25 protein-coding genes are annotated in these 22,979 nt (G+C 55.5%); 4 read left to right on the forward strand and 21 right to left on the reverse strand.

From position 1 onward, the window contains the following. Positions 1-13 precede the first annotated feature (13 nt). Together QMF38_RS05670 and QMF38_RS05675 are read left to right on the forward strand one after the other, a co-directional pair. Positions 14-1,306 (forward strand): Glu/Leu/Phe/Val family dehydrogenase, encoded by a 1,293-nt coding sequence (locus QMF38_RS05670; RefSeq protein WP_281758900.1) that lies wholly within the window; start codon positions 14-16, stop codon positions 1,304-1,306. A gap of 93 nt (positions 1,307-1,399) precedes the next feature. Next, positions 1,400-2,677, forward strand: a complete 1,278-nt coding sequence (locus QMF38_RS05675; protein ID WP_281758901.1) for an MFS transporter — start codon at positions 1,400-1,402, stop codon at positions 2,675-2,677. A 122-nt stretch (positions 2,678-2,799) separates the two neighbouring features. On the opposite strand, the gene pyrE is transcribed toward QMF38_RS05675, so the two are convergent. From pyrE to lspA, 9 genes are all read right to left on the reverse strand, one after another. Further along, the gene (pyrE, locus tag QMF38_RS05680) at positions 2,800-3,456 is read right to left on the reverse strand and encodes an orotate phosphoribosyltransferase (protein ID WP_058094008.1); all 657 of its coding nucleotides are present in this window, start codon (positions 3,454-3,456) and stop codon (positions 2,800-2,802) included. Continuing rightward, complete coding sequence (pyrF, locus tag QMF38_RS05685) at positions 3,453-4,205, reverse strand: orotidine-5'-phosphate decarboxylase (RefSeq protein WP_281758902.1); 753 nt, start codon at positions 4,203-4,205, stop codon at positions 3,453-3,455. The genes pyrE and pyrF overlap by 4 nt, the downstream gene beginning before the upstream one ends. Further along, the gene (gene carB, locus QMF38_RS05690; protein ID WP_281758903.1) at positions 4,202-7,456 is read right to left on the reverse strand and encodes a carbamoyl-phosphate synthase large subunit; all 3,255 of its coding nucleotides are present in this window, start codon (positions 7,454-7,456) and stop codon (positions 4,202-4,204) included. The genes pyrF and carB overlap by 4 nt, the downstream gene beginning before the upstream one ends. Further along, the gene (gene carA, locus QMF38_RS05695; protein WP_281758904.1) at positions 7,449-8,555 is read right to left on the reverse strand and encodes a glutamine-hydrolyzing carbamoyl-phosphate synthase small subunit; all 1,107 of its coding nucleotides are present in this window, start codon (positions 8,553-8,555) and stop codon (positions 7,449-7,451) included. The genes carB and carA overlap by 8 nt, the downstream gene beginning before the upstream one ends. Next, positions 8,552-9,841, reverse strand: coding sequence for a dihydroorotase (locus QMF38_RS05700; RefSeq protein WP_281758905.1), 1,290 nt, complete (start codon positions 9,839-9,841; stop codon positions 8,552-8,554). Before QMF38_RS05700 ends, carA begins: the two co-directional genes overlap by 4 nt. After that, positions 9,838-10,758 carry an aspartate carbamoyltransferase gene (gene pyrB, locus QMF38_RS05705; RefSeq protein WP_281758906.1) on the reverse strand — a complete coding sequence of 307 codons (921 nt, stop codon included), beginning with the start codon at positions 10,756-10,758 and terminating at the stop codon, positions 9,838-9,840. Before pyrB ends, QMF38_RS05700 begins: the two co-directional genes overlap by 4 nt. A 37-nt stretch (positions 10,759-10,795) precedes the next feature. Next, on the reverse strand, positions 10,796-11,329 hold the full coding sequence (gene pyrR, locus QMF38_RS05710; protein ID WP_058094013.1) for a bifunctional pyr operon transcriptional regulator/uracil phosphoribosyltransferase PyrR: 534 nt from the start codon (positions 11,327-11,329) through the stop codon (positions 10,796-10,798). Between the two features lie 212 nt (positions 11,330-11,541). Beyond that, on the reverse strand, positions 11,542-12,483 hold the full coding sequence (locus QMF38_RS05715) for an RluA family pseudouridine synthase (protein ID WP_281758907.1): 942 nt from the start codon (positions 12,481-12,483) through the stop codon (positions 11,542-11,544). Further along, positions 12,480-12,971: a signal peptidase II gene (gene lspA, locus QMF38_RS05720; RefSeq protein WP_281758908.1), complete on the reverse strand. Its 492-nt coding sequence runs from the start codon at positions 12,969-12,971 to the stop codon at positions 12,480-12,482. Before lspA ends, QMF38_RS05715 begins: the two co-directional genes overlap by 4 nt. Positions 12,972-13,061: 90 nt before the next feature. Here lspA and QMF38_RS05725 point away from each other — a divergent pair, with 90 nt between their 5' ends. Next, on the forward strand, positions 13,062-13,898 hold the full coding sequence (locus QMF38_RS05725; RefSeq protein ID WP_281758909.1) for a phosphosulfolactate synthase: 837 nt from the start codon (positions 13,062-13,064) through the stop codon (positions 13,896-13,898). On the opposite strand, the gene QMF38_RS05730 is transcribed toward QMF38_RS05725, so the two are convergent. Then, positions 13,855-14,508 (reverse strand): TraR/DksA C4-type zinc finger protein, encoded by a 654-nt coding sequence (locus tag QMF38_RS05730; RefSeq protein ID WP_058094016.1) that lies wholly within the window; start codon positions 14,506-14,508, stop codon positions 13,855-13,857. The genes QMF38_RS05725 and QMF38_RS05730 overlap by 44 nt on opposite strands. A gap of 17 nt (positions 14,509-14,525) precedes the next feature. Then, complete coding sequence (locus QMF38_RS05735) at positions 14,526-14,849, reverse strand: DUF5665 domain-containing protein (RefSeq protein WP_058094017.1); 324 nt, start codon at positions 14,847-14,849, stop codon at positions 14,526-14,528. A 183-nt stretch (positions 14,850-15,032) separates the two neighbouring features. Between QMF38_RS05735 and QMF38_RS05740 the strand changes: the two genes are divergently transcribed. Then, positions 15,033-15,224: a hypothetical protein gene (locus QMF38_RS05740; RefSeq protein WP_058094018.1), complete on the forward strand. Its 192-nt coding sequence runs from the start codon at positions 15,033-15,035 to the stop codon at positions 15,222-15,224. Between the two features lie 51 nt (positions 15,225-15,275). On the opposite strand, the gene QMF38_RS05745 is transcribed toward QMF38_RS05740, so the two are convergent. From QMF38_RS05745 to ftsZ, 10 genes are all read right to left on the reverse strand, one after another. Further along, positions 15,276-15,779: a DivIVA domain-containing protein gene (locus QMF38_RS05745; RefSeq protein ID WP_040289390.1), complete on the reverse strand. Its 504-nt coding sequence runs from the start codon at positions 15,777-15,779 to the stop codon at positions 15,276-15,278. A 121-nt stretch (positions 15,780-15,900) separates the two neighbouring features. Then, positions 15,901-16,671: a YlmH family RNA-binding protein gene (locus QMF38_RS05750; protein ID WP_281758910.1), complete on the reverse strand. Its 771-nt coding sequence runs from the start codon at positions 16,669-16,671 to the stop codon at positions 15,901-15,903. A gap of 23 nt (positions 16,672-16,694) precedes the next feature. Continuing rightward, positions 16,695-16,979, reverse strand: a complete 285-nt coding sequence (locus QMF38_RS05755; RefSeq protein ID WP_281758911.1) for a YggT family protein — start codon at positions 16,977-16,979, stop codon at positions 16,695-16,697. Positions 16,980-16,996: 17 nt separating this feature from the next. Beyond that, positions 16,997-17,686 carry a YggS family pyridoxal phosphate-dependent enzyme gene (locus QMF38_RS05760; protein ID WP_281758912.1) on the reverse strand — a complete coding sequence of 230 codons (690 nt, stop codon included), beginning with the start codon at positions 17,684-17,686 and terminating at the stop codon, positions 16,997-16,999. Positions 17,687-17,703: 17 nt separating this feature from the next. Next, positions 17,704-18,522, reverse strand: coding sequence for a peptidoglycan editing factor PgeF (gene pgeF, locus QMF38_RS05765; RefSeq protein ID WP_281758913.1), 819 nt, complete (start codon positions 18,520-18,522; stop codon positions 17,704-17,706). Positions 18,523-18,568: 46 nt separating this feature from the next. Further along, entirely contained in the window at positions 18,569-18,865 is a 297-nt protein-coding gene (locus QMF38_RS05770) for a YlmC/YmxH family sporulation protein (RefSeq protein ID WP_058094022.1), read from the reverse strand. A gap of 55 nt (positions 18,866-18,920) precedes the next feature. Further along, positions 18,921-19,700, reverse strand: coding sequence for an RNA polymerase sporulation sigma factor SigG (sigG, locus tag QMF38_RS05775; protein ID WP_006446864.1), 780 nt, complete (start codon positions 19,698-19,700; stop codon positions 18,921-18,923). A gap of 133 nt (positions 19,701-19,833) precedes the next feature. Next, positions 19,834-20,556 (reverse strand): RNA polymerase sporulation sigma factor SigE, encoded by a 723-nt coding sequence (sigE, locus tag QMF38_RS05780; RefSeq protein WP_040289386.1) that lies wholly within the window; start codon positions 20,554-20,556, stop codon positions 19,834-19,836. Further along, on the reverse strand, positions 20,483-21,499 hold the full coding sequence (locus QMF38_RS05785; RefSeq protein ID WP_281758914.1) for a sigma-E processing peptidase SpoIIGA: 1,017 nt from the start codon (positions 21,497-21,499) through the stop codon (positions 20,483-20,485). The genes sigE and QMF38_RS05785 overlap by 74 nt, the downstream gene beginning before the upstream one ends. A 286-nt stretch (positions 21,500-21,785) precedes the next feature. After that, positions 21,786-22,925 carry a cell division protein FtsZ gene (ftsZ, locus tag QMF38_RS05790; RefSeq protein WP_281758915.1) on the reverse strand — a complete coding sequence of 380 codons (1,140 nt, stop codon included), beginning with the start codon at positions 22,923-22,925 and terminating at the stop codon, positions 21,786-21,788. Positions 22,926-22,979: the final 54 nt, after the last annotated feature.

Raw genomic sequence — 22,979 nt, forward strand, 5'->3', positions numbered from 1 at the left:
AGGAGAGATGGACATGAGTTCCAACCCAGTGAACAAACGCTTGATTGTCGGTGCCAACAAGCCCGCGCACGGGACAAACGTCCTCACCAACACCCAGGAAGCCATTCGCGAAGCATTGGATCGCTTGGGTTACGAAGAGGCGGTCTACGAACTTTTGGCGGAGCCTTTGCGCGTCATGACGGTACAAATCCCCGTGCGCATGGACGATGGCCGCACCGAAGTCTTCACAGGCTATCGTGCGCAGCACAATGACGCTGTCGGCCCGACGAAAGGCGGCGTTCGCTTTCACCCGGATGTCACCCTCGACGAAGTCAAGGCACTTTCGATCTGGATGTCGCTGAAATGCGGTATCTTCAACCTTCCCTACGGCGGCGCGAAGGGCGGCATCGTCTGCGACCCGCGCACGATGAGCCTGGGCGAACAGGAGCGACTTGCCCGGGGATATGTTCGCGCCATCAGCCAAATCGTCGGTCCGGCCAAGGACATCCCAGCGCCAGACGTGTATACAAACGCGCAGATCATGTCCTGGATGTACGACGAATATAGCCGTATCCGCGAATCCGACTCGCCCGGCTTTATCACGGGTAAACCCTTGGTGCTCGGCGGCTCGCGCGGACGTGAAGCGGCCACCGCACTTGGCGTGGCGATCGCGCTGCGCGAAGCGGCCGGACGCCTTGGCAAACAAGTCCAAGACTTACGGATACTCGTACAAGGGTTTGGCAATGTTGGTAGCAATGTTGCCCGTATCCTCCACGAGATGGGTGCGACGATTGTCGGCATCAGCGATGCGGGAGGCGGCGTCTACCGCGAAGGCGGGCTCGACATTCCAGACTTGATTGACCAAAAGGACTCGTTTGGCATGGTCACTCCGCGCCTTGCTAACGTCATGCCAACAGAAGAATTTCTCGTGCAGCCCTGCGATGTTTTGGTGCCTGCGGCCCTCGAAAACCAAATCCACGCAGACAACGCGCCCAAATTGCAGGCGTCGATGGTGATCGAAGCGGCAAACGGCCCCACGACGCCAGACGCGGATCAAATCCTGCACGACAGAGGCATCGTCGTGGTGCCTGATGTGCTGGCCAATGCAGGCGGTGTCACGGTATCGTACTTCGAGTGGGTACAAAACAACCAAGGTTTCTATTGGACTGAGGATGAGGTCAACCAACGCTTAGAGGCCATGATGGTGCAAAGCGTTCACAACATCCTCGATACAGCAGAGCGCTATGGCGTATCGCCGCGTTTGGCTGCCTATATGGTCGGAATTCGCCCGTTTGCCGAGGCCATGCGTTGGCGCGGTTGGGTATAATCGAGTTCCTGAAGAATCGCCGTCGCTTGTTGCCGACAGCAGAATCATTCGCGAAGGGCGCCGTCCACGGCGCCCGGACAACTGGGGATAGACATGGGGAAAGCGCTGTCACATTCAGAATCGGTGACGTATCGACTCGGCATGCAGATGCGTCGCGAAACTTGGCGCAACTTCCAAATCGATTTTGGGGGTTCCGTACTATTTGCATTATTTAACGTTGTCGTCAATCAATTTTACGCCCCGATGGCCATTCGCCACGGCGCAACCAACCTGGATGTCGGTCTGTTAAGCGCCGCCCCAGCTATCGGCATGCTTTTGTCGCCCTTGTGGGCTGGACTGATGGGTCAACGCTCGCCGAAGCCGTTTGTGCTTTGGCCGCTGACGATAGGCCGAATGTCCGTCGTAATCGCGGGGATGTTTCTATCTCCCCTCGTCTTTGTTCTCATATCCTTTGTCGTCAATTTTATGAACGGCATTCAGGCACCCGCCTACCCTTCGCTGCTCACGCGCGTGTATCCGCCGCACTTGCGCGGGCGACTCATGGGTTACGTCCGTGTGGCACAAGGATTTTTACTCATTCCGCTCGCCTACGTCGTAGGTATCTGGAGCCAGGCAACTGGGGATCGCTGGCCACTTATACTCGCAGCACTTTTTGGCACGGCCTCTGTGATCTTGTTCTGCCGCGTGCGCGAAGTCGAACCGCGCCCGGAAACCAACGAGAACATGTTAAGTGCGCCGCGCAGGTCGTTTCTGACAAGTGCTCGCCGACAGTGGTTGCTTGTGCGCGAAAATCGTCCGCTTGCGCTATTTTTGGCCGCAACGACAGCGACCGGCTTTGGCAACCTGCTTGCGGGCCCTATCTATCAAATCTATCAGGTGCATAGGCTCAACTTGTCAAACGACCAGATTGGCATGACTCGTGTGGCCTACTACATTGCACTTCTCGTGGCCTACTTTGTCTTAGGATGGCTCATCGACAAATCATCGCCGCGGCTCGCCATGTTTGTCGGCATGCTCGCATATACCCTCGCGCCTCTTCTGTACGTCGTGTTCGGATCGTACTTTGGCGTGATCGTCTCCTGTATGTTCCTTGGGGTTGGCGACGCCGCGTGGGACATCGGCTGCATGGCGTACATCTTCAAAGTGTCGCCAGGCCGCGAGGCCACCGCATTTGGTTTGCATTACCTGCTGTTTGGCATTCGCGGTACCGTCGCACCCATTCTGAGCACTGCATTGACGCACAACATGTCGCTGTCAGCGGTGTTTCTCGCTTCTGCCGCCGTCTCCGCACTCGGCGTCGCCCTGCTTTGCCTGCCGCAGCGGCCACCGACGTTGCCGTCTGGCACCTCTTCTGTCAGCGAGGTTTCGTGAGGCGCCCCTATACGCAGGCGAGCCGCATGGGCTAAACCAAGCCAACCTGCTGGCCGCCTGCGAAGGTCGTCCACGAAGGCTTCACTGCCACGCACTCATGTCGAGGCGGGCTGGTAAAACCTTCACACCCCAAAGGTATCAGGCGACTTGCGCCACTTCATCAGTAGGTCAATATCCGACTCTTCGATGTCGCCCCTCTCCAGTGCCACTTGTAGCAATACCTCATACGGGACCAACCGGTACGCTGGAATGCCCGTTTCTATGGCTTTCTCGCTCGCAATGTCGAAGTCGTAAGACAGTATCGTGAGGATGGAGATCACGTCGACCCCCGCGTCGCGCAGGGCCTGCGCCGCGTTATAGGCTGATTTGCCCGTGGACAGCGTATCTTCGATCACGACGGCCTTCATCCCCGGCCGGGCGTACCCTTCGATTTGTTTGCCACGACCATGTGCTTTGGGTTCGGATCGTACATACGCACATGGTAGCCCCATGCGATCCGCCAGCATGGCGGCATGCGGGATCCCTCCCGTCGCCGCACCGGCGATCAGTTCGACAGCCGGCAATTCATTCTCGATGATCGCCTCAAAGCCCGTGACGACAGCGTTGCGCAACACAGGATAGCCTAAGAGCAAGCGATTATCGCAATAAATTGGTGAGCGCCAACCACTCGACCAGGTAAAGGGCTGGCTGGGACGCAATTCGACTGCGCCAATCTGCAACAAGCCGCGTGCAATGACATACGAAAGACCGTCATATTCGATGGAAAACGTATCGCTCATCCGTTCAACCCCTCCTTCATCGCCCGCCAATACTTCTGCAAAGCCGCCAGCTTATCCTCCGCTGCGACGACCGCTCGTCCTAATACAAGGCGCGTCGCACCATCGCGCATCGCAAGTTTTGGCGTGGCAACCCGCGTTTGATCCTGCGCCGCATCTTCCAGCAAGCGGGTTCCAGGGACAACGCGTTCAAACGTGGGCGGTACAATACCTTGCAGCAGTTGCAGTTCCTGCGCAGAGCAGACGACCCCATTCAGCCCGGCTTCCTGCACCAGTTTGGAAAGCCGTACGACAGCCTGGGCAGGACCGCCGGCGACACCCATGGCTTGAAGATCGTCGTCGCCAAGGCTCGTCAACACCGTTACCCCAATCAGCAAAGGGCTGTACGGGCTCATGGCGACCGCCTCGCGGGCTGCCTGTAGCATCCGTGGGCCACCTTGCGCGTGCACATTGACCATTTCGATTGGATATTGACAAATGGCACGCAGCGCACCTGCAACCGTATTCGGAATATCATGCAACTTCATGTCCAAAAAGACTCGCAGACCGCGAGCAAGCAATTTTTCAACCAAACGCATGCCCGCTCCGTGAAACAATTCGAGCCCGACCTTATAGCCATCCACCGCAGGTCCCAACTGATCCACGACGGCTAACGCCTTCGCTTCCGTGTCCACGTCGAGCGCAATGTAAGTGGCGCGACGCACGTCGTCGTACGTCGTCGCCAAAAGCTCCGTCATCTGCTCTGTATTCATGCACGCCACCCACTTGCCGGGATCGCCGACGTCGGATTGTCACCAAGCGCGAGTGTCTGGAAGTGAATCAATTTGACGATGTCCAGTACAGACCTCACCGTATCGAGCGATGTCAAACATGGAACCCCATGCTCGACAGCCGTGCGGCGAATGCGAAAGCCATCCCGCTCTGGTTTCAAGCCCTTGGTCAACGTGTTGATGACCAGTTGGATACGCCCTTGACGGATATCGTCGGCCAAATTGGGGGTCCCTTGCGCCAACTTGTTGACAATCCTGACTTCAAGTCCGCGGTCGCGCAAGTAGCGCGCGGTGCCTTCGGTCGCCGCTAAGCGATAACCCAACCGGGCAAACTCGGCGAGTAAAGGAAAGGCCTCGGCCTTGTCTTTGTCGGCGATGGTCGCAAGAACCGTGCCATGTGTCGGGATGTTCGTTCCAGCTGCCAACATGCCTTTGTAAAGTGCCTTTTCGTAGTGCGTATCGCGCCCCATCACCTCGCCCGTCGATTTCATTTCCGGACCCAGGCTGATGTCGACCTGATGCAGTTTCGCAAACGAGAACACCGGCACCTTCACCGCAACGGTGTTCGCTTCGGCGACACGTCCACTTTGATACCCCAGTTCGGCAAGCGATCCGCCGCACACCGCATGCATCGCCAGCTGCACCATGGGCACACCTGTGACCTTGGACAAAAACGGTACGGTTCGTGACGAGCGCGGATTTACTTCGATGACTTCGACCTTGCCGTCGTGCACGATGAACTGGATGTTCATCAGCCCGCGCACCTGCAGGCTGCGCGCGATTCGAGTCGCATAATCCTCCATGACGGCTTTCACGTCTTCCGTCAAGTTTTGCGGCGGATAGACCGCTATCGAGTCGCCCGAGTGCACGCCAGCGCGCTCAATGTGCTCCATAATGCCTGGAATGATCACGGTCTCGCCGTCCGCGATGGCGTCGACCTCTGCCTCAATCCCATTTACGTAACGGTCGATGAGAACGGGATGCTGATCCGACACTTCTACCGCTTCATCCATATACTGAAGAAGTTCCGACGTATCGGAGATGATCTGCATCGCCCGGCCACCGAGCACGTACGACGGGCGCACAAGCACCGGGTAGCCCAGCGCCTCGGCAGCGGCAACCGCCTGTTCCACCGTCGTCACTGTGCGTCCCTGCGGTCGCGCAATCTCAAGTGCGGTCAAGAGCTCGTCAAACTTCTCGCGATCTTCAGCCGCATCGATGTTCTCGCGCGACGTACCCAAAATGCGTATACCCGCATCGGCCAAGGGGCCCGCCAAGTTGATGGCCGTCTGGCCTCCGAACTGGACGATCACGCCCTCCGGTTGTTCGCGATCGATTACATTCAACACATCCTCAACGTCCAAGGGTTCGAAATACAACCGATCCGAGGTGCTGAAGTCGGTCGAGACCGTCTCCGGGTTGTTGTTGATGACAATCGCCTCATAACCTTCGCGCTGCAGTGCCCATACCGCGTGTACCGTGCAGTAGTCAAATTCGATGCCCTGACCGATGCGAATCGGCCCAGATCCAAGGACGACGATTTTTTTCTTGCTTGACTCCTCAACCTCGTCCGCACGCTCGTAGGTGCTGTAATAATACGGCGTTGTCGCCGCAAATTCGCCCGCACAGGTGTCAACCATCTTATACACGGGTACAATGCCATGCTCTTTGCGCCAACTGCGGATTGTCAGTGCATCGGTGCCGAGCAGACGGGCCAGTTCTCTGTCTGGAAAGCCATGCCGCTTTGCTTGTACAATGAGCTCTTCATTTTGCTCGAGCAGCGTCGGCAAAGACAATGAAGTCCGTCCCAAGTCTGCAATCGCCTGCTCCAGTTGTACCAATTTCTCAAGCTGCCACAGGAACCACCGATCGATCTGGCTCCACTTATGCATCTGCTCGACGCTTATCCCTCGGCGCAGTGCTTCTGCGATAGCAAAGAGCCGGTCGTCGTCCGCAATCGCAATTTTCTTTTCAATGTCCACATCCGACCAATGCGCAGCCTGCTTGGTCCACAACGAATAGGTTCCAATCTCCAAACTGCGAATCGCCTTCAACAAGGATTCGCCAAACGTGCGCCCAATGGCCATCACTTCGCCAGTCGCTTTCATCTGTGTGCCCAGTGCTCGGTTCGCACTGCGAAACTTGTCAAAAGGCCAGCGTGGAATTTTGGTGACGACATAGTCGAGCGCCGGTTCAAACGCCGCGTACGAATCCTGGGTAACTGGGTTCTTGAGTTCATCCAAGCGATAACCTACGGCGATTTTCGTCGCGATGCGCGCGATAGGATAGCCGGTCGCCTTCGATGCCAGAGCACTGGATCGACTGACGCGCGGATTGACCTCAATCACGTAGTACTGCGACGAATTCGGATCGAGTGCCAACTGCACGTTGCACCCGCCTTCGATGCCCAGTGCATGAATGATGTCGAGGCTGGCGTTGCGCAACATCTGATAGTCCTCGTCGGACAGCGTGTGACTCGGCGCGACGACAATCGAGTCTCCCGTGTGGACGCCGACCGGATCGAAATTCTCCATGTTGCAAACGACGATGGCCGTGCCGGCCGCATCGCGCATCACTTCGTACTCAATTTCCTTGTAACCCGCGATACTTTGTTCGACGAGCACTTGATGAATGGGCGAGAGCGTTAAACCGCGCTCGACAATCTCTTGATACTCGCGCCAGTTGTTTGCGATGCCACCGCCCGTGCCACCAAGGGTATAGGCAGGCCGAATGATAATGGGGAAACCGACTTCTTCAGCAAAGGCGTTTGCCTCTTGTTCATTTCGCACAATGGCGCTTTGTGGAACTGGCTGGCCAATCTCCTTCATCAGTTGGCGAAACAGTTCGCGATCCTCTGCCTTTTCGATCGCGCTGAGCGGAGAACCGAGTAATTGTACGCCCTCCTGCTCGAGAATGCCGCTATTGGCGAGTTGTACCGCCATATTCAACCCGGTCTGGCCACCAAGCGTCGCCAGCAATCCGTCTGGCCGCTCCTTGCGGATGATCTGCGCGACGAAGTCGAGCGTGATCGGCTCGATGTAGACCCTGTCAGCCATGTTTTGGTCGGTCATGATGGTCGCCGGGTTCGAGTTGACGAGCACGACCTCATAGCCTTCTTCTTTTAAGGCCTGACAGGCTTGCGTCCCTGCATAATCAAACTCCGCCGCTTGGCCAATGACGATGGGGCCACTGCCGATGACCATGATCTTGTGTATATCCGTCCGCTTAGGCATGTGTGAACCGCCCCTCCCTCACCTGGCTGATCATATCCATAAAGTTGTCAAACAGGTACCTTGCGTCGGTCGGGCCGGGCCGCGACTCAGGGTGATACTGCACGGAGAACACCGGCTCCTGCTTGTGCGCCAATCCTTCGACCGTTCCGTCGTTCAAATTGACGTGCGTCAACTGTAAAGGCGTGCCTGCCAGCGAGTCCGCATCAACCATGTAGCCATGGTTTTGGGAAGTGATGTCGACGCGACCTGTGCGCAAGTCTTTGACCGGGTGGTTGGCTCCGCGATGACCAAATTTCATTTTTCGCGTTTTGGCACCACACGCCAACGCAATTAATTGATGTCCCAAACATATTCCAAAGATGGGGACGCGACCGATGAGGTCGCGTAACGTCGCAATGGCAAACGGCACGTCTTCCGGATTGCCAGGCCCATTGCTGAGCATGACACCGTGTGGATGCCAGGAGAGAACATCCGCCGCCGTCGACGTCGCAGGCACGACGATAACGTCGCAACCGCGATCGAGCAAACTGCGCAAGATGCCTGCCTTCATGCCGTAGTCGATGAGCACCACGCGGTGCCCTGGACCCGGGCTGCGATACACGGTCTGCGTCGTCACGCGCTCTACCGCATCAGGCACCAACGCCTCTGGCATCCTCGCCAACAATTCGTCGACTGGCGCATCCTCTGTCGTAATGACCGCCCGCATCGCTCCAACCGTGCGAATGGCCTTGGTCAATTCGCGCGTATCGATGCCCGCGATGCCAACGATGTTGTGCTGCTGGAGATACCTCTCCAGGCTGTCTGTCTGCTTATAGTGCGATGGACTTTCCGCGAATGTCTTGACGACAAAGCCACGTACATGCGGATGACGGGATTCCACGTCGTCGACGTTCACACCGTAATTGCCAATGAGTGGATATGTCATCGTCACGATTTGCCCGAAGTATGATGGATCCGTAAGCACTTCCTGATAGCCCGTCATCCCCGTATTAAAGACCACTTCACCAAAGCGCGTGCCCTCTGCACCAAAGTGCGTACCTTCAAACGCCAAGCCATTTTCTAAAATCAACCGCGCCATCGCGCGACGATTCATCGTCATGACAACCGCTCCTCTCCCGCTTCATAAATCACTTGCCCTCTGCGAATGGTACTTTTGATGACGCCTGCGATCCGCCAGTCGAGAAACGGAGTGTTGCGTCCTTTCGTGTAGAACAAGGCTGGGTCGATCGTCCGTTCCGCATGTAAGTCGACAATCGCAAAATCGGCACGCGCCCCTGGCCGAATAGAGCCACCCGCAAGGCCAAAGAGACGGGCCGGCCGCGACGTCATCCCTTCGATGATGCGCTTGAGCGGCACCGTGCCAGGAAGTACAAGATACGTGTAGAGGAGTCCGAACGCGGTTTCTAATCCCACCATGCCAAACGGTGCCGTCGCCATCGACTGGGCCTTTTCTGCCGGCGTGTGCGGCGCATGATCCGTCGCGATGATGTCGAGCGTACCGTCGAGGAAACCTTCGAGGCATGCCTCGCGATCGCGTTCGCTTTGCAAAGGCGGGTTGACTTTCCAATTTGCATCGTCGCGCTTAATCGCCGTTTCAGAAAGCAACAAGTGATGCGGTGTCACTTCAGCAGTGACGCGAATACCGCGCGCTTTTGCCCAGCGAATGACCGCCACTGACGGCTCTGTGCTGACATGGCAGACGTGTAAATGAGCACCCGTTTGTTCAGCGAGTAACACGTCCCGGGCAATCATCGCGGCCTCCGCTTCAATTGGGATGCCAAGGAGTCCAAGGCGCCTGGCTGCGTTTGGATGCAGTACGCCCTTTCCAGAAATCGTCTCATCCTCCGCGTGAATAATGGCAGGCACCCCAAGCTCCTTTAAACGCAAGAACGCCTCGCGCATCCGTCCACCATGTTGAACGCCGCGCCCGTCGTCGGAAAAGCCGACCGCACCGGCCGCACGCAATGCCTCAAAATCGGCCAACTCATCCCCAGCCTGGCCTTGTGTGATGCAGGCAATTGGGTGTACCTCTGTTTTCCCGATGGCTTTGGCGCGTTCTACGATATCCGCAACGAGTTTTGGACTATCAATCGGCGGCTTGGTGTTTGGCATACAGGCGACTTGCGTAAAACCTCCCGCGGCCGCAGCTTGCACACCAGTTTCCAAAGACTCCTTCGCCGTTAAACCGGGATCGCGCAAGTGCACGTGCATGTCGATGAACCCCGGAAACACTGCTTCACCACGCAGTTCGATGACCTTTTCGGCGCTAAGTCCTCGACCAAGTGCGACAATCTCGCCTGTCACATCGTCGAACGCGACACTCGTCTCGCGCAACTGGCCGCTTTCGGCGTCCCACAGGCGACCACCGTCGATTCGTACAATCATCCCAATTCCCCTCTCAGCATGTGATCCAGTAAGGCCATGCGCATGTACAAGCCGTTTTCCGCCTGGCGAAAGTACGCAGCTCTATCGTCAGGATCGATGGCCGGATCGATCTCGCCGACGCGTGGTAGCGGGTGTAAGATGCGCGCATGTTCCGGTAACACCGCCAGGTGACTGCGTCGAATGGCGTAGTCATCAGTCGCGCACAGCTCGTGTTCCGCTTGTAGCCGTTCTGCCTGAATCCTTGTTTGATACACGATATCTGCGCCACGCACCGCATCTTCCAAATCTTCCGCAATCTCGATGGGAATCCCGCTATCGCGCATTTCCGCTGCCAGTTCGGGCGGTAGGCCGAGCGGTTCGGGATGGAATAGGCGAATCCGAATACCATCCATCTTGGCGAGCAGGCGCAACAAAGAATGGACCGTGCGACCGTATTTTAAGTCGCCAAGGACGGCGACCGTTAAATCGCTCAGGCGGCCAAGTTCTCGCCAAATCGTGTACGCGTCGAGCAAAGCTTGGGTAGGGTGCTCACCGGATCCCGCCCCAGCATTGATGACAGGTACCGGTGAAAATGGAGCCGCGGCATCTAATTCCTCTGCACTATGATGGCGGATGACAATCGCATCGGCGTAGCAGCCGACGACACGAAACACGTCGGCCAAACTCTCGCCCTTCTTTGAAGAGGAATTTTCACGCGCATTTTCGGCGCTTACGACCTGTCCACCGAGCCTATAAACGGCCGCCTCAAAAGAAAGGCGCGTGCGCGTGCTTGGTTCGTAAAACAGCGTTGCGACAATATCGCCGGCGAGCAGTGCGCGGGCCTCGTGGCGGGGCATTGCGCGCAACGCTTCAGCGCGGCGAATCAATTGAAACGTCGTATCGACATCGAATTGCGCAATGGAGAGTGCGTGAAACATCTAGGAATCACTCCAGTTCTGACTCAGTCCAGTTCAGTCAAGACTGCCTGTGGGCAATCCACACGCCGTCTTCGCCATCGACCTCGCGCAACCGCACGATGACCTGTTCTTCCCGCGACGTGGGCACGTTCTTGCCGATGAAATCGGGGCGAATCGGAAGTTCGCGGTGCCCGCGGTCGACCAATGCCGCCAATTGCACCGATTGTGCTCGTCCAGCATCCATGATGGCGTCGAGCGCGGCGCGCACGGTACGCCCTGTGTACAAGACGTCGTCGACGAGAATCACACGCCGTTTCGCAACATCAAGAGCCGGCACATGTGCCTTAGACGGACGCGCATCGGCGCGATCGTCCCGATAGGGGGTCGGGTCAAGCGACAGGCAGGGAATGGTTTGCCCTTCGATCTCGGCCAATTTTTCGCGAATCCGCTCTGCAAGTGCGACACCTCTCGTCACGATGCCTACGAGCACGACGTCGTCCAGCCCTTTATTACGCTCAAGGATTTCATGAGCCATGCGCGTTAGCGACCGACGCATCGCCGCGTCGTCCATAATTTGCGTTTTTTGCGACACACTCTTCCCTCTTTCATTTTGGAAAGGATATCTACACGAAAAACGACCACCCCGGTTAGGAGGTGGCCGTTTGCCCAGAACACATGGCTAGCATACACCAGTTCTGCGCTGTCCGACTCCTTTCCAACCTCACGGGATTGGTTTAAAGGCAGTTCACACTATGGGATTTGCAAGAAGACTATCATGTCAGGATTCCTGTGTCAAGCCAATAACTAGCCAATTCTACCCGCACGCAACCACTCGATTAACTGTTCCATATCGGCAGGCAGTGGACTCGCAAACGACATCCACTGCCCTGTCGCCGGATGCACAAAACCAAGCGTCTCGGCATGCAGCGCCTGCCCGTCAATCGGCAGCGTATGCCGTCTGCCATAGACCTTGTCGCCAGCGAGTGGATGGCCAATTTCCGCAAAATGGACGCGAATTTGATGCGTTCGTCCCGTTTCCAATTGACACATGACAACCGCATAGCGGTCGAATTGTTCGATGACCTGAAAATGGGTGACGGCGCGTTTGCCTTCGAGGCGCGCAGCCATGCGTTGCCGGTCGTTCGGATCGCGAGCGATGGGCATATCAATCGTGCCCGACCGATGTTCCATTTTTCCGTGAACGATAGCTCGGTACTGCCGAGTCACCGTGTGTTCCCGCAACTGCTCAGTCAAGCCATAATAGGCGCGCTCTGTCTTCGCAAACATCACAAGGCCGCTCGTGTCTTTGTCGATCCGGTGTACGACACCAGGGCGCATCTCACCCCCGAGTGCCGATAACCGAACACCGCGGGCCGCAAGTCCATTGACCAAGGTCCCTCGTTCGTTACCGGCTCCGGGATGCACGACGACACCGCGTGGCTTGTCCACGACAACCAGGTCGTCGTCCTCATACATCATGTGCATGGCAACATCGTCCGGGACGATGACAAACGGTTCCTCGGCTGGCACCTCAATTTCGTACACGTCGCCAGGCTCCAATGGATCCGAAGCCTTGACTTTGCCAGGGCGCCGCCGTGTGACACAACCGCTTTTCAGCCATTGCTGGACAACCGTCCGCGAGATATCAACCTCATCCTCTTGCAGGCGCTCAGTCAGCCACTTGTCAAGGCGTTCTCCTGCTTCGGATGGCGCAACCTCATAGATAACCCGCACCGCGGATCTCACTTGGGATCCCCCTTCCCGTCGTCGGATCGCTCCGTGCCGGACCGAAACGAACTGATGAGGAGAAACAATACGCCAAAATCGATTGACGCGTCCGCCAAATTAAATACTGGAAAATGAATCGTATAGAAGTACACATAGTCGGTTACGGTGTGCGTTGGCGAAATGATGCGATCCACCATGTTGCCAAGCGCTCCCCCTAGCAACAATCCCAGTCCCACCTGTGCAAGGCGATCCAAATGCCAGCGCTGGTGAACGAATATAACGGCCACCACGACGATCGCGGCAATGAGAACAAACAGCCACGTTTGATTGGGAAACAAGCTGAATGCGGCACCGGGGTTTTGCAGATGCGTCAATTCGACGACGCCAGGGATGACCAGCACAGCGTCACCGATGGGCAAGGTTCGACGCACAATCCACTTGAGAAGTTGATCAAATCCAACGGTCAGTGCGGCAACGACGTATAACAAATATTGAATCCGCTTCACGGTCATGTCTCCTCGTTGGCATTCTGCCTGCACCCACTCACGTTGTGCTTCATACCGTGAAGGGACAGTGTGCAAAGGAGTGTGAATACCGTGATTGTATCAGACGGCGGCGCCTTCTCACAAATCATCAGCGCTCCGCTCGGACTTCGCGCGGAAAAGCCGAGATCGACCGGACTGACCATGGTGATCGATAAAGGGCTCGGCTTTTCCACGCTAACAGATATTCTTGAAGTCGGCGCGGCGTACGTCGACTTATTTAAATTCGGGTTTGGTACAAGTCCTCTGTATCCAGAGCCCATTTTGCGCCGCAAGTTGGCCTTGCTCAGCGAGGTGGAGGTGCTTGCCTGCCCTGGCGGCACTTTGGGTGAAATTGCGTGGTTGCAGGGCACATATACAGAGTACCTGCAACGATGTCAAAGTATTGGCTTCACTGCCATGGAAGTGTCCGATGGAACCATTGAACTACCAGCAAGTGATCGGCAAAAGGCCATCGCGCAAGCCAAAGATATCTTTCCTGTCGTCGTCTCCGAAATCGGGAAAAAGCTTTCGCACAGCATGGACATCGTCAACTGCGCCCGAAGCGTCGTCGCCGATTTAAACGCCGGATCGGACTATGTGATTATCGAAGGTCGCGAATCAGGTGAAGGTGTCGGCGTTTACGATGCGAATGGCAAAGTCCTCGACAACCTAGTGCAGACTTTCATCGACGAACTGCCAGCCTGGGCGAGGAAGAAAGTCATCTGGGAGGCTCCGAAAAAACAGCAGCAAGTCGAATTTATTCGCCGCTTTGGATCCGACGTCAATCTCGGCAACATTCCGGCAGGCGACCTTCTTGCGCTCGAATGCCTTCGCCTCGGACTTCGCGCCGACACGTTGGTGCTTGCTATGCAAGCGTCCCATCCTCATCGTAATCCGACAGCTCAATAGCTGACGACGGCAATGTCCGGATGTAATATTCCTGCGAAATGTGATCAATCGGGTCGACAAAACCCGTATTGTCGTCAAGATCTGGCTGTTCATACGTCTCTTCGCCAAACGCCGGTTCTTGGAAACGCGCCACGGCCTGGTAGGCATCTTCTCCGTCGAACCCGGTTTGGTCGTGATCGTCCAGCCAAACCGCACCAAAGCCAGGCCAAAGCACGTCCTCCTCGACCGGTCGATGGCGATGTTTTTTGCGCCGCTCCGCGTCTTCTTGGCATTCAATACAATAACGCGCGGTCGGCATGGCCTCCATCCGTTCTGCGCTGATTTCACGGCCACATTCGGCGCACACACCGTACGTCCCGGCATCGATGCGTTTGAGTGCCTCGTCAAGGTCTTCGAGATACGCTTCCTCGCGGACTTCATCGCCAACCGCCATGCCTCGGAGGAAGAGTTCACTCGCGACATCTGCGGGATGATTGTCATACATCGATAGTTCGGAGATTTCATCGCGCATGCTGTCACCGAGATCGGCAGACTCATTGCGCACGCTGAGCCGGGCTTCGACTTCGCGCTTCTGATTCTCTAATCGCTGGCGCATATGCTCCCACTTCATAGCGACTCCTCCCGCCCTCAATACGTATACTGTCTGGTGTGTAATTGGGCCTGCACGATAGCGACCAAGTCGGCGATAAACTTGCCGATGACCGGTATGTTGAGCACTTCGAGCTGCTGCAGCAACATCACGATCGTTCCTGCGATAATCGTGAAGCCAAGCCCGATGCCCAAGCCGCGAAAGATGCCGCCAATCAAATTTAACAAGGCGAGGCGCCAAGGCGTCTGGATCAAGTCGACATAGGCCGCAAAATTGACCCCTTCCAGATACTCAGCCAGCCGCAGCAATCCCCTGTCGGAAAGGCGACGAAGCCTCTGCTTTCGTAATCGGATCGCACTCATGCCACACCCTCCGAACGCTCTCGCCGGGTTTACAACAGCGTCGATGTTAGTGTGCCCGATCCGCCCGTACGACATGACCGGCACGATCACGCTAGAATTGTTCATGAGTCTGTCACTGGTCTGTCACCGTCAGACGTGTATGATGGAAATCGGCAAGCTTGTTTATGACTGGAGCGGTTTACGATGCGCGGAACGTGGATGTTAGCTGTGGGGTGGATCGTTGTCTGGATTGGTATAACACTTCTGGCAGGCTGCGTTCTCGCGCGCATTTGGCTGAACATCGACCTGCCATACGCGATTTATGTGATCTTCAATGTCTGTCTTGTCGCAGCCGGCCTCCTTCTAAGGTGGCTGGCCAAGCGAATGGATCAATAAATGAAAGGCCGATCCTGTCGTTCAGGAACGGCCAAAAGCGTGCGTTGCACGTTAAAATCCGGACTCGGCGGCCGCGACTTCACGGCGGGCCAGGTCTTTTTCAAACGACTCCCAATCCCCAGAATCCATCATCTCGAGTTGAGACTGAATCAAAGAGCGGAAGCGGGCGCGGAACACCGCTGCCTGTTTCTGCATTTCTTCGACCTCAAGCGCAACTTTGCGCGCCTTATTCAAGGCTTCACTGACGATCCGGTCCGCGTTTTTTTCCGCCTCACGAATGATCAGCTGGGCCTCTTTTTTCGCATTGTTCTTCAACTCTTCGGCGGTTTCCTGTGCCACCAAGATGGACTTGCTCAAGCTCTCTTCCAAACTGTTATAGTGGGCCAATCGCTCGTTTACACGCGCAATTTCTTCTTCGAGTTGCTTGTTCTGTCGAATCAGACCCTCATAATCCTGAATGATGCGTTCGAGAAAATCATCGACCTCGTCTTCGTTATAACCACGCAACGAACGACGAAATTCTTTATTATGAATGTCAATCGGGGACAGGGGCATTGCATATCCTCCTTAGTTCGACAGCCAGCATACTCTAAGCTTCGAAAATTCGTATCAAGACACTTTGTTCTTGTCTATTCGACAGCAATCTTCGATTTCCTTCCCTAATACACCCGGAAAATCATGTATCTGATCGCAGGATGCCGATACGCATGCGAATTCTGCCCGATCGCGATGTACCGACCGCTTCAACCACGCGAATCCGTCCAAAGCCGCGCACCGACAGGATGTCTCCCGGCCTGACCTCATCCCGTGCGACAGCTTCGACGAAGTTGAGTGACACATAGCCACGGGCTACATGCTCTTGTGCATTGGCACGCGAAAGATGGCACGCCTGCGCCACAATCGCATCGATACGGGGTGACATGACAAAGATGTCCTGCTCTTCATAGGCCGGTGGCGGCAGCTGCGGTGGATCTTCAAGGAGTACCACCTCCACGACTCCGCGACCAACACGATGCAACTCCCTCGCCAAAAACGAACCCATGGCAGACGTTGCAAAGACATACGCACGCTTCTGATCAAATACCGCGATATCCCCGACCGTTTTACGTTGTATGCCGAGCCCCAAGATAGACCCAAGCACATCGCGATGCCGGATCGGCTGCTCCAGCGCCGTGATCGCTAAACACTTAATATCATAGTCGCTCGCCTCCGGGTGCCAGTCCTCAGGCATGAGCAACATCCGAACGCGCTCCGCGTCGGTATAGCCACCGAAGTCAGAAGTGACCAGGCCAGCGTGGCGCGCCGCACTCTCGGCAATCCATCGCTCACGAGGCGTTAAAAAGTCCGTCAAGTACCACGTTCCCCGTGCATGGACATGTGCGGCCCAGTCTTCGACTTGTTTCAGAAATGGCCGCTCCTCTTCTCGCAACCACGCTCCACTGCTCATGGCTTCTGTCGTTCCGCCTCTCGTCAGTATTTCCCAAGCAATTGAGCCAGGGTGGTGTCTACGCCCGCTTCGATCACGAGGTACACCACCGCCCCAATCATCCACGAGATATCCAACGACATACGCCCTATGGAAAGCGGCCGAATATTGCGCCGAAATATCCGTAGATACGGAGCTGACAACTCAATGAACCAACGTGCAACACGATACTGGCGAACGTCGGGAACCATTTCAACGACGGCACCAGCCAATAGCACAAACCAATATATTGAAAACATCCATTCGACCAACCGGGCCAAAACGTCCAAGCCAATGCCTCCCACCTTTACGGATTGACCAAACGGCGGCCAACGCGGATCATTGTTGCACCTTCTTCAATCGCGACTGGAAAGTCCTGAGACATCCCCATTGAGAGTTGGTCAAAGGTCGCCAGAGACAGACGGCTTTGCAAGTCATCGCGCAGTTCGCGCAACGTGCGAAAGACGGGACGTACTTGTTCCGGATCGTCAACCTGTGGTGCCATCGTCATCAAACCACGCAGCACGAGATTGGGCATCCCGATCATCGCCGTTGCGGCCTCCAGACACGCTTCGGGTGGAAAGCCATGCTTCTGTGATTCCTGTGCAACGTTGACCTGAATGAGCACGTTAAGTGTTCTGGCTAGACGCTGTGCTGCCTCTGCAAGGGCGAGCGCAAGTTCCAGCCTGTCCACGGAATGCACCCAGTCAAAGCGCGGCGCAACATACTTGACTTTGTTGGTTTGCAGCGTACCGATGAAATGCCAAGTCAGCTGTGTTGCGGCTGGATGCATCAACTTCTCGCGTGCTGCCTGCCACCGATTTTCCGCCGCGTCCGTGATCCCATTCGCAGGAAGTGCCGGTAAAATATCAGGCGGTGCTGTCTTTGTCACGGCGATCACGCGCACGTCCGCCGGATCGCGGCCGGCTTTCGCACAGGCCGCTTCTACGTGCAGACGAATCGCCGCCACATTCTCCTGTACGTATGCAAAATCCATATGTGCCCCCTACTGAATCAACATTGCGGATCCGTCAATGCAATGATGGCCATCTGCCGGCCAGCCCGACCTTGCTCGCGCCTGTGCGAAAACAGATGATGGGTCCGGCATGCAGTACATAGTCCACAATCGTCGACATGTTCTGGTCGCAACCCTGCGTGAATCAAGTCGATGCGAATTGCATCGGGTAGACTAAACCAATATTTCCCCTCATGACCAAACCGAGTAAGAAGCGCGCGTTCCATGTGTGTACCACGCACTTCGCGCGCTACCGTTTCGTCAACTTCATAACAACAACGCCGTATACAAGGCCCGATTGCCGCCCGAATATCGCCTACGTGGCTGCCATATTCGTTGACCATGCGTGCTACAACTGCTCTCGAAATGCCTTTTACCGTGCCACGCCACCCGGAATGTGCGGCTGCCACCACGCGTTGTACGGGATCGTAAAACAACACGGGAGCGCAATCGGCAACCAAAATTCCAAGTACAACACCGACATCTCTAGTCACCTGTGCGTCTCCCTCAGGACGCACAGCCGCATGGTCTGCTACGCGTGTGGCCAAAGATCTCGTGACATCGATCACGTCCGTACCATGAACCTGGCGTATAAACGAAGCGCAGTTGCCAGGCAACTGCAAGCGCTCCAAATACCACGACCGATTGGCCGCCGCGTCGTTGGGGTCAATGCGCCCCACATACGACACATCCCGTTCAACAGCCGGCCAAGCATCATCGTGGCGAAACAAAAACATGGCGCATACACCGGCCTCAGCCCAGCCCGGGCGTACGCCAATGCCGCCATGACTCCCAACGATGTTCGTCAGCACGTGCATCCCCCCACCCTCATCATACATGACGCAGAGGCTGACTGACTATCCATCAGTAGCCTCCTGTGCCACGCTTTCCAGATTGAGGAGGGAGATAATAACCAGTTTCATGAGGTGGACGCAAATCGACGAGAATGACGTCCGTGCCAATTTTGACAATCTGATTCCACGGTATCACATAATCTTGCGTGCCGCCAACCATGCCGAAAAAGCGGCCTTGACCTGGTATCACGATGGAGCGAATCAATCCACTATCGAGATCAATCTCCATGTCCCCAATGGTTCCGAGCCGCTTTCCGTCTTCGACATTGACGACATCCTTCGCTTGCAATTCGGAAATTCGCATCACCGTAGAGCCGCCTCCATTCGGTCACATGTTCATCATATGACCGAATGTGTCCCGTTTACGACTGGATGTGCTTGTGCATGCGATTGATTGCTGCTTTTTCAAGCCGTGAGACCTGTGCCTGCGAGATGCCGATCTCGTCGGCCACCTCCATTTGCGTCTTACCTTCGTAAAAACGCATGGAGAGAATTTTCTTTTCTCGATCCGTCAATTTGTGCATCGCTTCGCGCAAGGCAATACCTTCGACCCAAGAGCTATCCTTTTCTCGTTCATCATGAATTTGATCCATGACGTAAATCGGATCGCCCCCATCGTGATAAATGGGCTCAAACATCGAAACCGGGTCCTGAATGGCATCCAAGGCAAAGACGACCTCCTCCTTTGGGAGGTCCATTTCCTTGGCGATCTCGACTATAGTCGGCTCGCGCAGGTGCTTTGTGGTCAACATATCCCGTATTTGCAGAGCTTTATAGGCGATATCGCGCAGTGACCGACTGACGCGAATCGGGTTGTTGTCCCGCAGATAACGACGAATTTCACCGACAATCATCGGTACAGCGTAAGTGGAGAAACGCACGTTTTGGCTTAAGTCAAAATTATCGATTGCTTTCATGAGTCCGATGCAACCGACCTGGAATAGGTCGTCCACATATTCTCCGCGATTGTTAAACCGCTGGATGACGGAGAGAACCAAACGCAGATTGCCGTTCACCAGCTTCTCACGTGCGGACAGATCGCCCGCCTGTAGTGAGGTGAACAATTCGCGCATCTGAGCATTGGTCAAAACGGGAAGTTGCGAGGTGTTGACGCCGCAGATCTCAACCTTGTTGCGTTTCAAAGAAGTCCCCCCAAAGGTGCCTGCTCGTCTGACACGGAGTATGTAGTATTTCCCAGAATTCGTCTTCAGTATCTCCGCGGCTTGCTAAGTTATGCACCATTCAGAGGGACGTCCCATGACAGCTTCAAACGCGTCACAACATCTTGTTGAATTCGCGCTGTAGGCGCTTTAAAATTCGCTTTTCCAAACGAGATATGTAGGACTGTGAAATGCCGAGCAGATCTGCCACATCTTTTTGTGTCATCTCCTGCCCGGTACCTAAACCAAACCGAAGCTGCATGATTTTACGCTCCCGTTCCGACAACTTGTCGAGTGCGTCATAGAGAAGTTCGCGATCGACCTCGTCTTCCAGGTTGCGATAAATGGTATCGGATTCGGTTCCAAGTACGTCCGATAGCAAAAGTTCGTTGCCGTCCCAATCGACGTTCAAAGGCTCATCGAACGATACTTCTGAGCGAAGTTTGTTGTTGCGGCGCAAGTACATAAGGATTTCGTTTTCGATACAACGGGATGCGTATGTCGCGAGTTTAATTTTTTTACTGGGATCAAAGGTGTTCACGGCCTTGATTAACCCGATTGTCCCGATGGATACCAAATCCTCGATATGAATGCCTGTGTTTTCAAACTTACGCGCGATGTACACAACAAGTCGCAGGTTGCGCTCGATAAGCATGGAGCGAACTGATTCATCGCCAGATGGCAGCCGTTCGAGCAAATACTGTTCTTCTTCGCGCGTCAGCGGCGGTGGTAACGCCTCGCTGCCCCCGACGTAGTAAACTTCGTCAAGAGGACCGTGGATGCGAATCCGAATGCGCAGATACAGCAACCGCAGCCGAAGACGCAGCAGACGATTCATGTCTTTGAGCGATCGCAATCCTTTCAACCTCATCAACTCCATTCATCAAGTCCATGTGCAAAATCGCCTGAAAGGATCCGTCAGCACTGAGCTTGCCAGGAAATGCTGCAAACAGGCACGCTTCGGTGACCATTGTCCTCGTACCGCCTCGCTCAATGTAAACAACCTGTGGCCGCAAGGCGATGGTCAATCCTCGTCCAGAGGCGCCTTGGTAGGGGACCAACGCGATGTGATGACAAGCGGCAACGGTAGCCAAAGCCGCAAACAGATCTCCACCCGACTTGACCGCTTCGCCCAGCTCGCTTGGCAACACGGGCAGAAGCACGTCCATATCGACAAACGATACAGGACGCTTTGATACCGGATCGGTCAATTGATTGCCAGAGTCGAACAGGCCAGTGAAACGCAATGATACACCATCAAATTCGGCTTCAACCAACGCCGAAAAATTTTGTAACCGCGATTGCTTACGCAGATGTAACAACAAGCGACGGACTACAAACAAACAGAGCGGCACCCCGACCATCATGGCAAACGTCTCACCAGACGTTCGGAAGATCAAGCCATGTTGGGTGAGTAGCGATTTGTCCAACGACACGCCTGGAACGGTGAAGCCAAGCGCGATGGACGCACCAGCAAACACAAACGCAACAATGTAATACGCCCCAAGCAAACGGGCGAGATCGATCAAGTGCTTGTATGGAAGGGCAATCCATACCATGACGACCGACACAAGTGCCTTTCCCGGCCAGGTGGTTAGTGGGGACAATGCGGGAAAGAACAACAAGAGCGAATAGCATGCGCCGACAAGCGCGCCAAGGGCGAGACGCCGCAACCGAGCACGCCGTTTCATCAACCAGCCTGTGGTCCAAAGCAGGATAAAATCCATCACTAGGTTGACGAGCCAAACAACGTCGATATAGACGACCGGCACCGCCTGCACACCATCACCTCGCGATGGGCCACGGCGTGTCCCAAAAGGTGCTGGACGGCCTTGAATCACCCGCCATCCTTATGGATGACAGTATAGTTTATCTCTATTACGAAGCCTGTCGGAACTTGCCTGCGATCTCATAGACTTTTTGTAGAAGCATCACGAGGAATGTTGAGGAGTGGATGCAAACCTGTCAACGGGCGACCATTGTACACAAATAGGAAAGGGCCGTGCGGCAAGACTTTAAGCTATGCCGCACGGCCCCAACTACAAAAAAGAGAATATGGAACAATTCTTAACGATCTCGGCCGAACTTGCTTCCGTTCTGCCGGCGCATGAACGCAGGGACATCCCAAGTATTTCCCGTATTCGGGACATTGGGCGGTGCGTCTTGCACTACAGAATGGCGTTGAACCGTTCCCCGCACCGCTGGTTCGTGTAAGTCATGATGCATGTGACTCGGGCGCTGCGTGTGTTGCTGATTGCCTTCAAATCCCGTCGCAATCACCGTTACGACAATTTCGTCCTGCAATTCAGGGTCGATAGCAGCACCGAAAATCATGTTAACTTCCGCATCCGCAGTCGTTGACACAATATCGGCTGCTTCGTTGACTTCCCACAAACTTAAGTTCGTGCCGCCCGCGACGTGCATCAACACCCCGCGTGCGCCGTCGATGGACGTTTCGAGCAACGGCGAGGAAATCGCCTTTTTCGCGGCTTCCGCCGCCCGGTTTTCGCCTGACGCGATCCCGATACCCATGAGCGCCGACCCTCGCTCAGTCATAATGGCCTTCACGTCCGCGAAGTCGACGTTGATCAAAGCCGGCGTTGCAATCAACTCTGAAATGCCCGAAACACCTTGCCTGAGCACATTGTCCGCTTCGCGGAAGGCCTCGAGAACTGGCGTGTTGCGATCCACAATTTCGAGCAATCGGTCGTTGGGGATAACGATGAGGGTGTCCACCTTCTCCTTGAGTTCAGCTACACCCTGTTCCGCCTGAATCATGCGACGGCGCTGCTCGAACCGAAACGGCTTCGTGACGACACCCACCGTCAATGCGCCAAGTTCCTTCGAAATTTCAGCGATGACAGGTGCTGCACCAGTTCCCGTACCACCGCCCATGCCCGCGGTCACGAAGACCATATCCGCGCCTCGCAAAGCGTTGGCCAACATTTCGCGGCTCTCCTCGGCAGCCTTCTTTCCGATTTCCGGATTCGCTCCAGCACCCAAGCCGCGCGTTAGTTTTTCGCCAATTTGCAGACGCGTCTCTGCCTTCGCCAGCTTTAAAGCCTGTGCGTCCGTATTGACGACGATAAACTCAACACCCTTAACACCTGATTCAATCATTCGGTTGACCGCGTTACACCCGCCGCCGCCGACGCCTATCACCTTGATATTGGCAAGGGAATCCGATTCAAAATCAAATTCCAACATGATGGCTCCTCCTAATCTCTATGGCTCCGCTTTTCCCCTGCGACGGTTTGGTGC

This window comes from Alicyclobacillus hesperidum subsp. aegles (assembly GCF_027923525.1).
GTDB classification, from domain to species: Bacteria; Bacillota; Bacilli; order Alicyclobacillales; family Alicyclobacillaceae; genus Alicyclobacillus; species Alicyclobacillus aegles.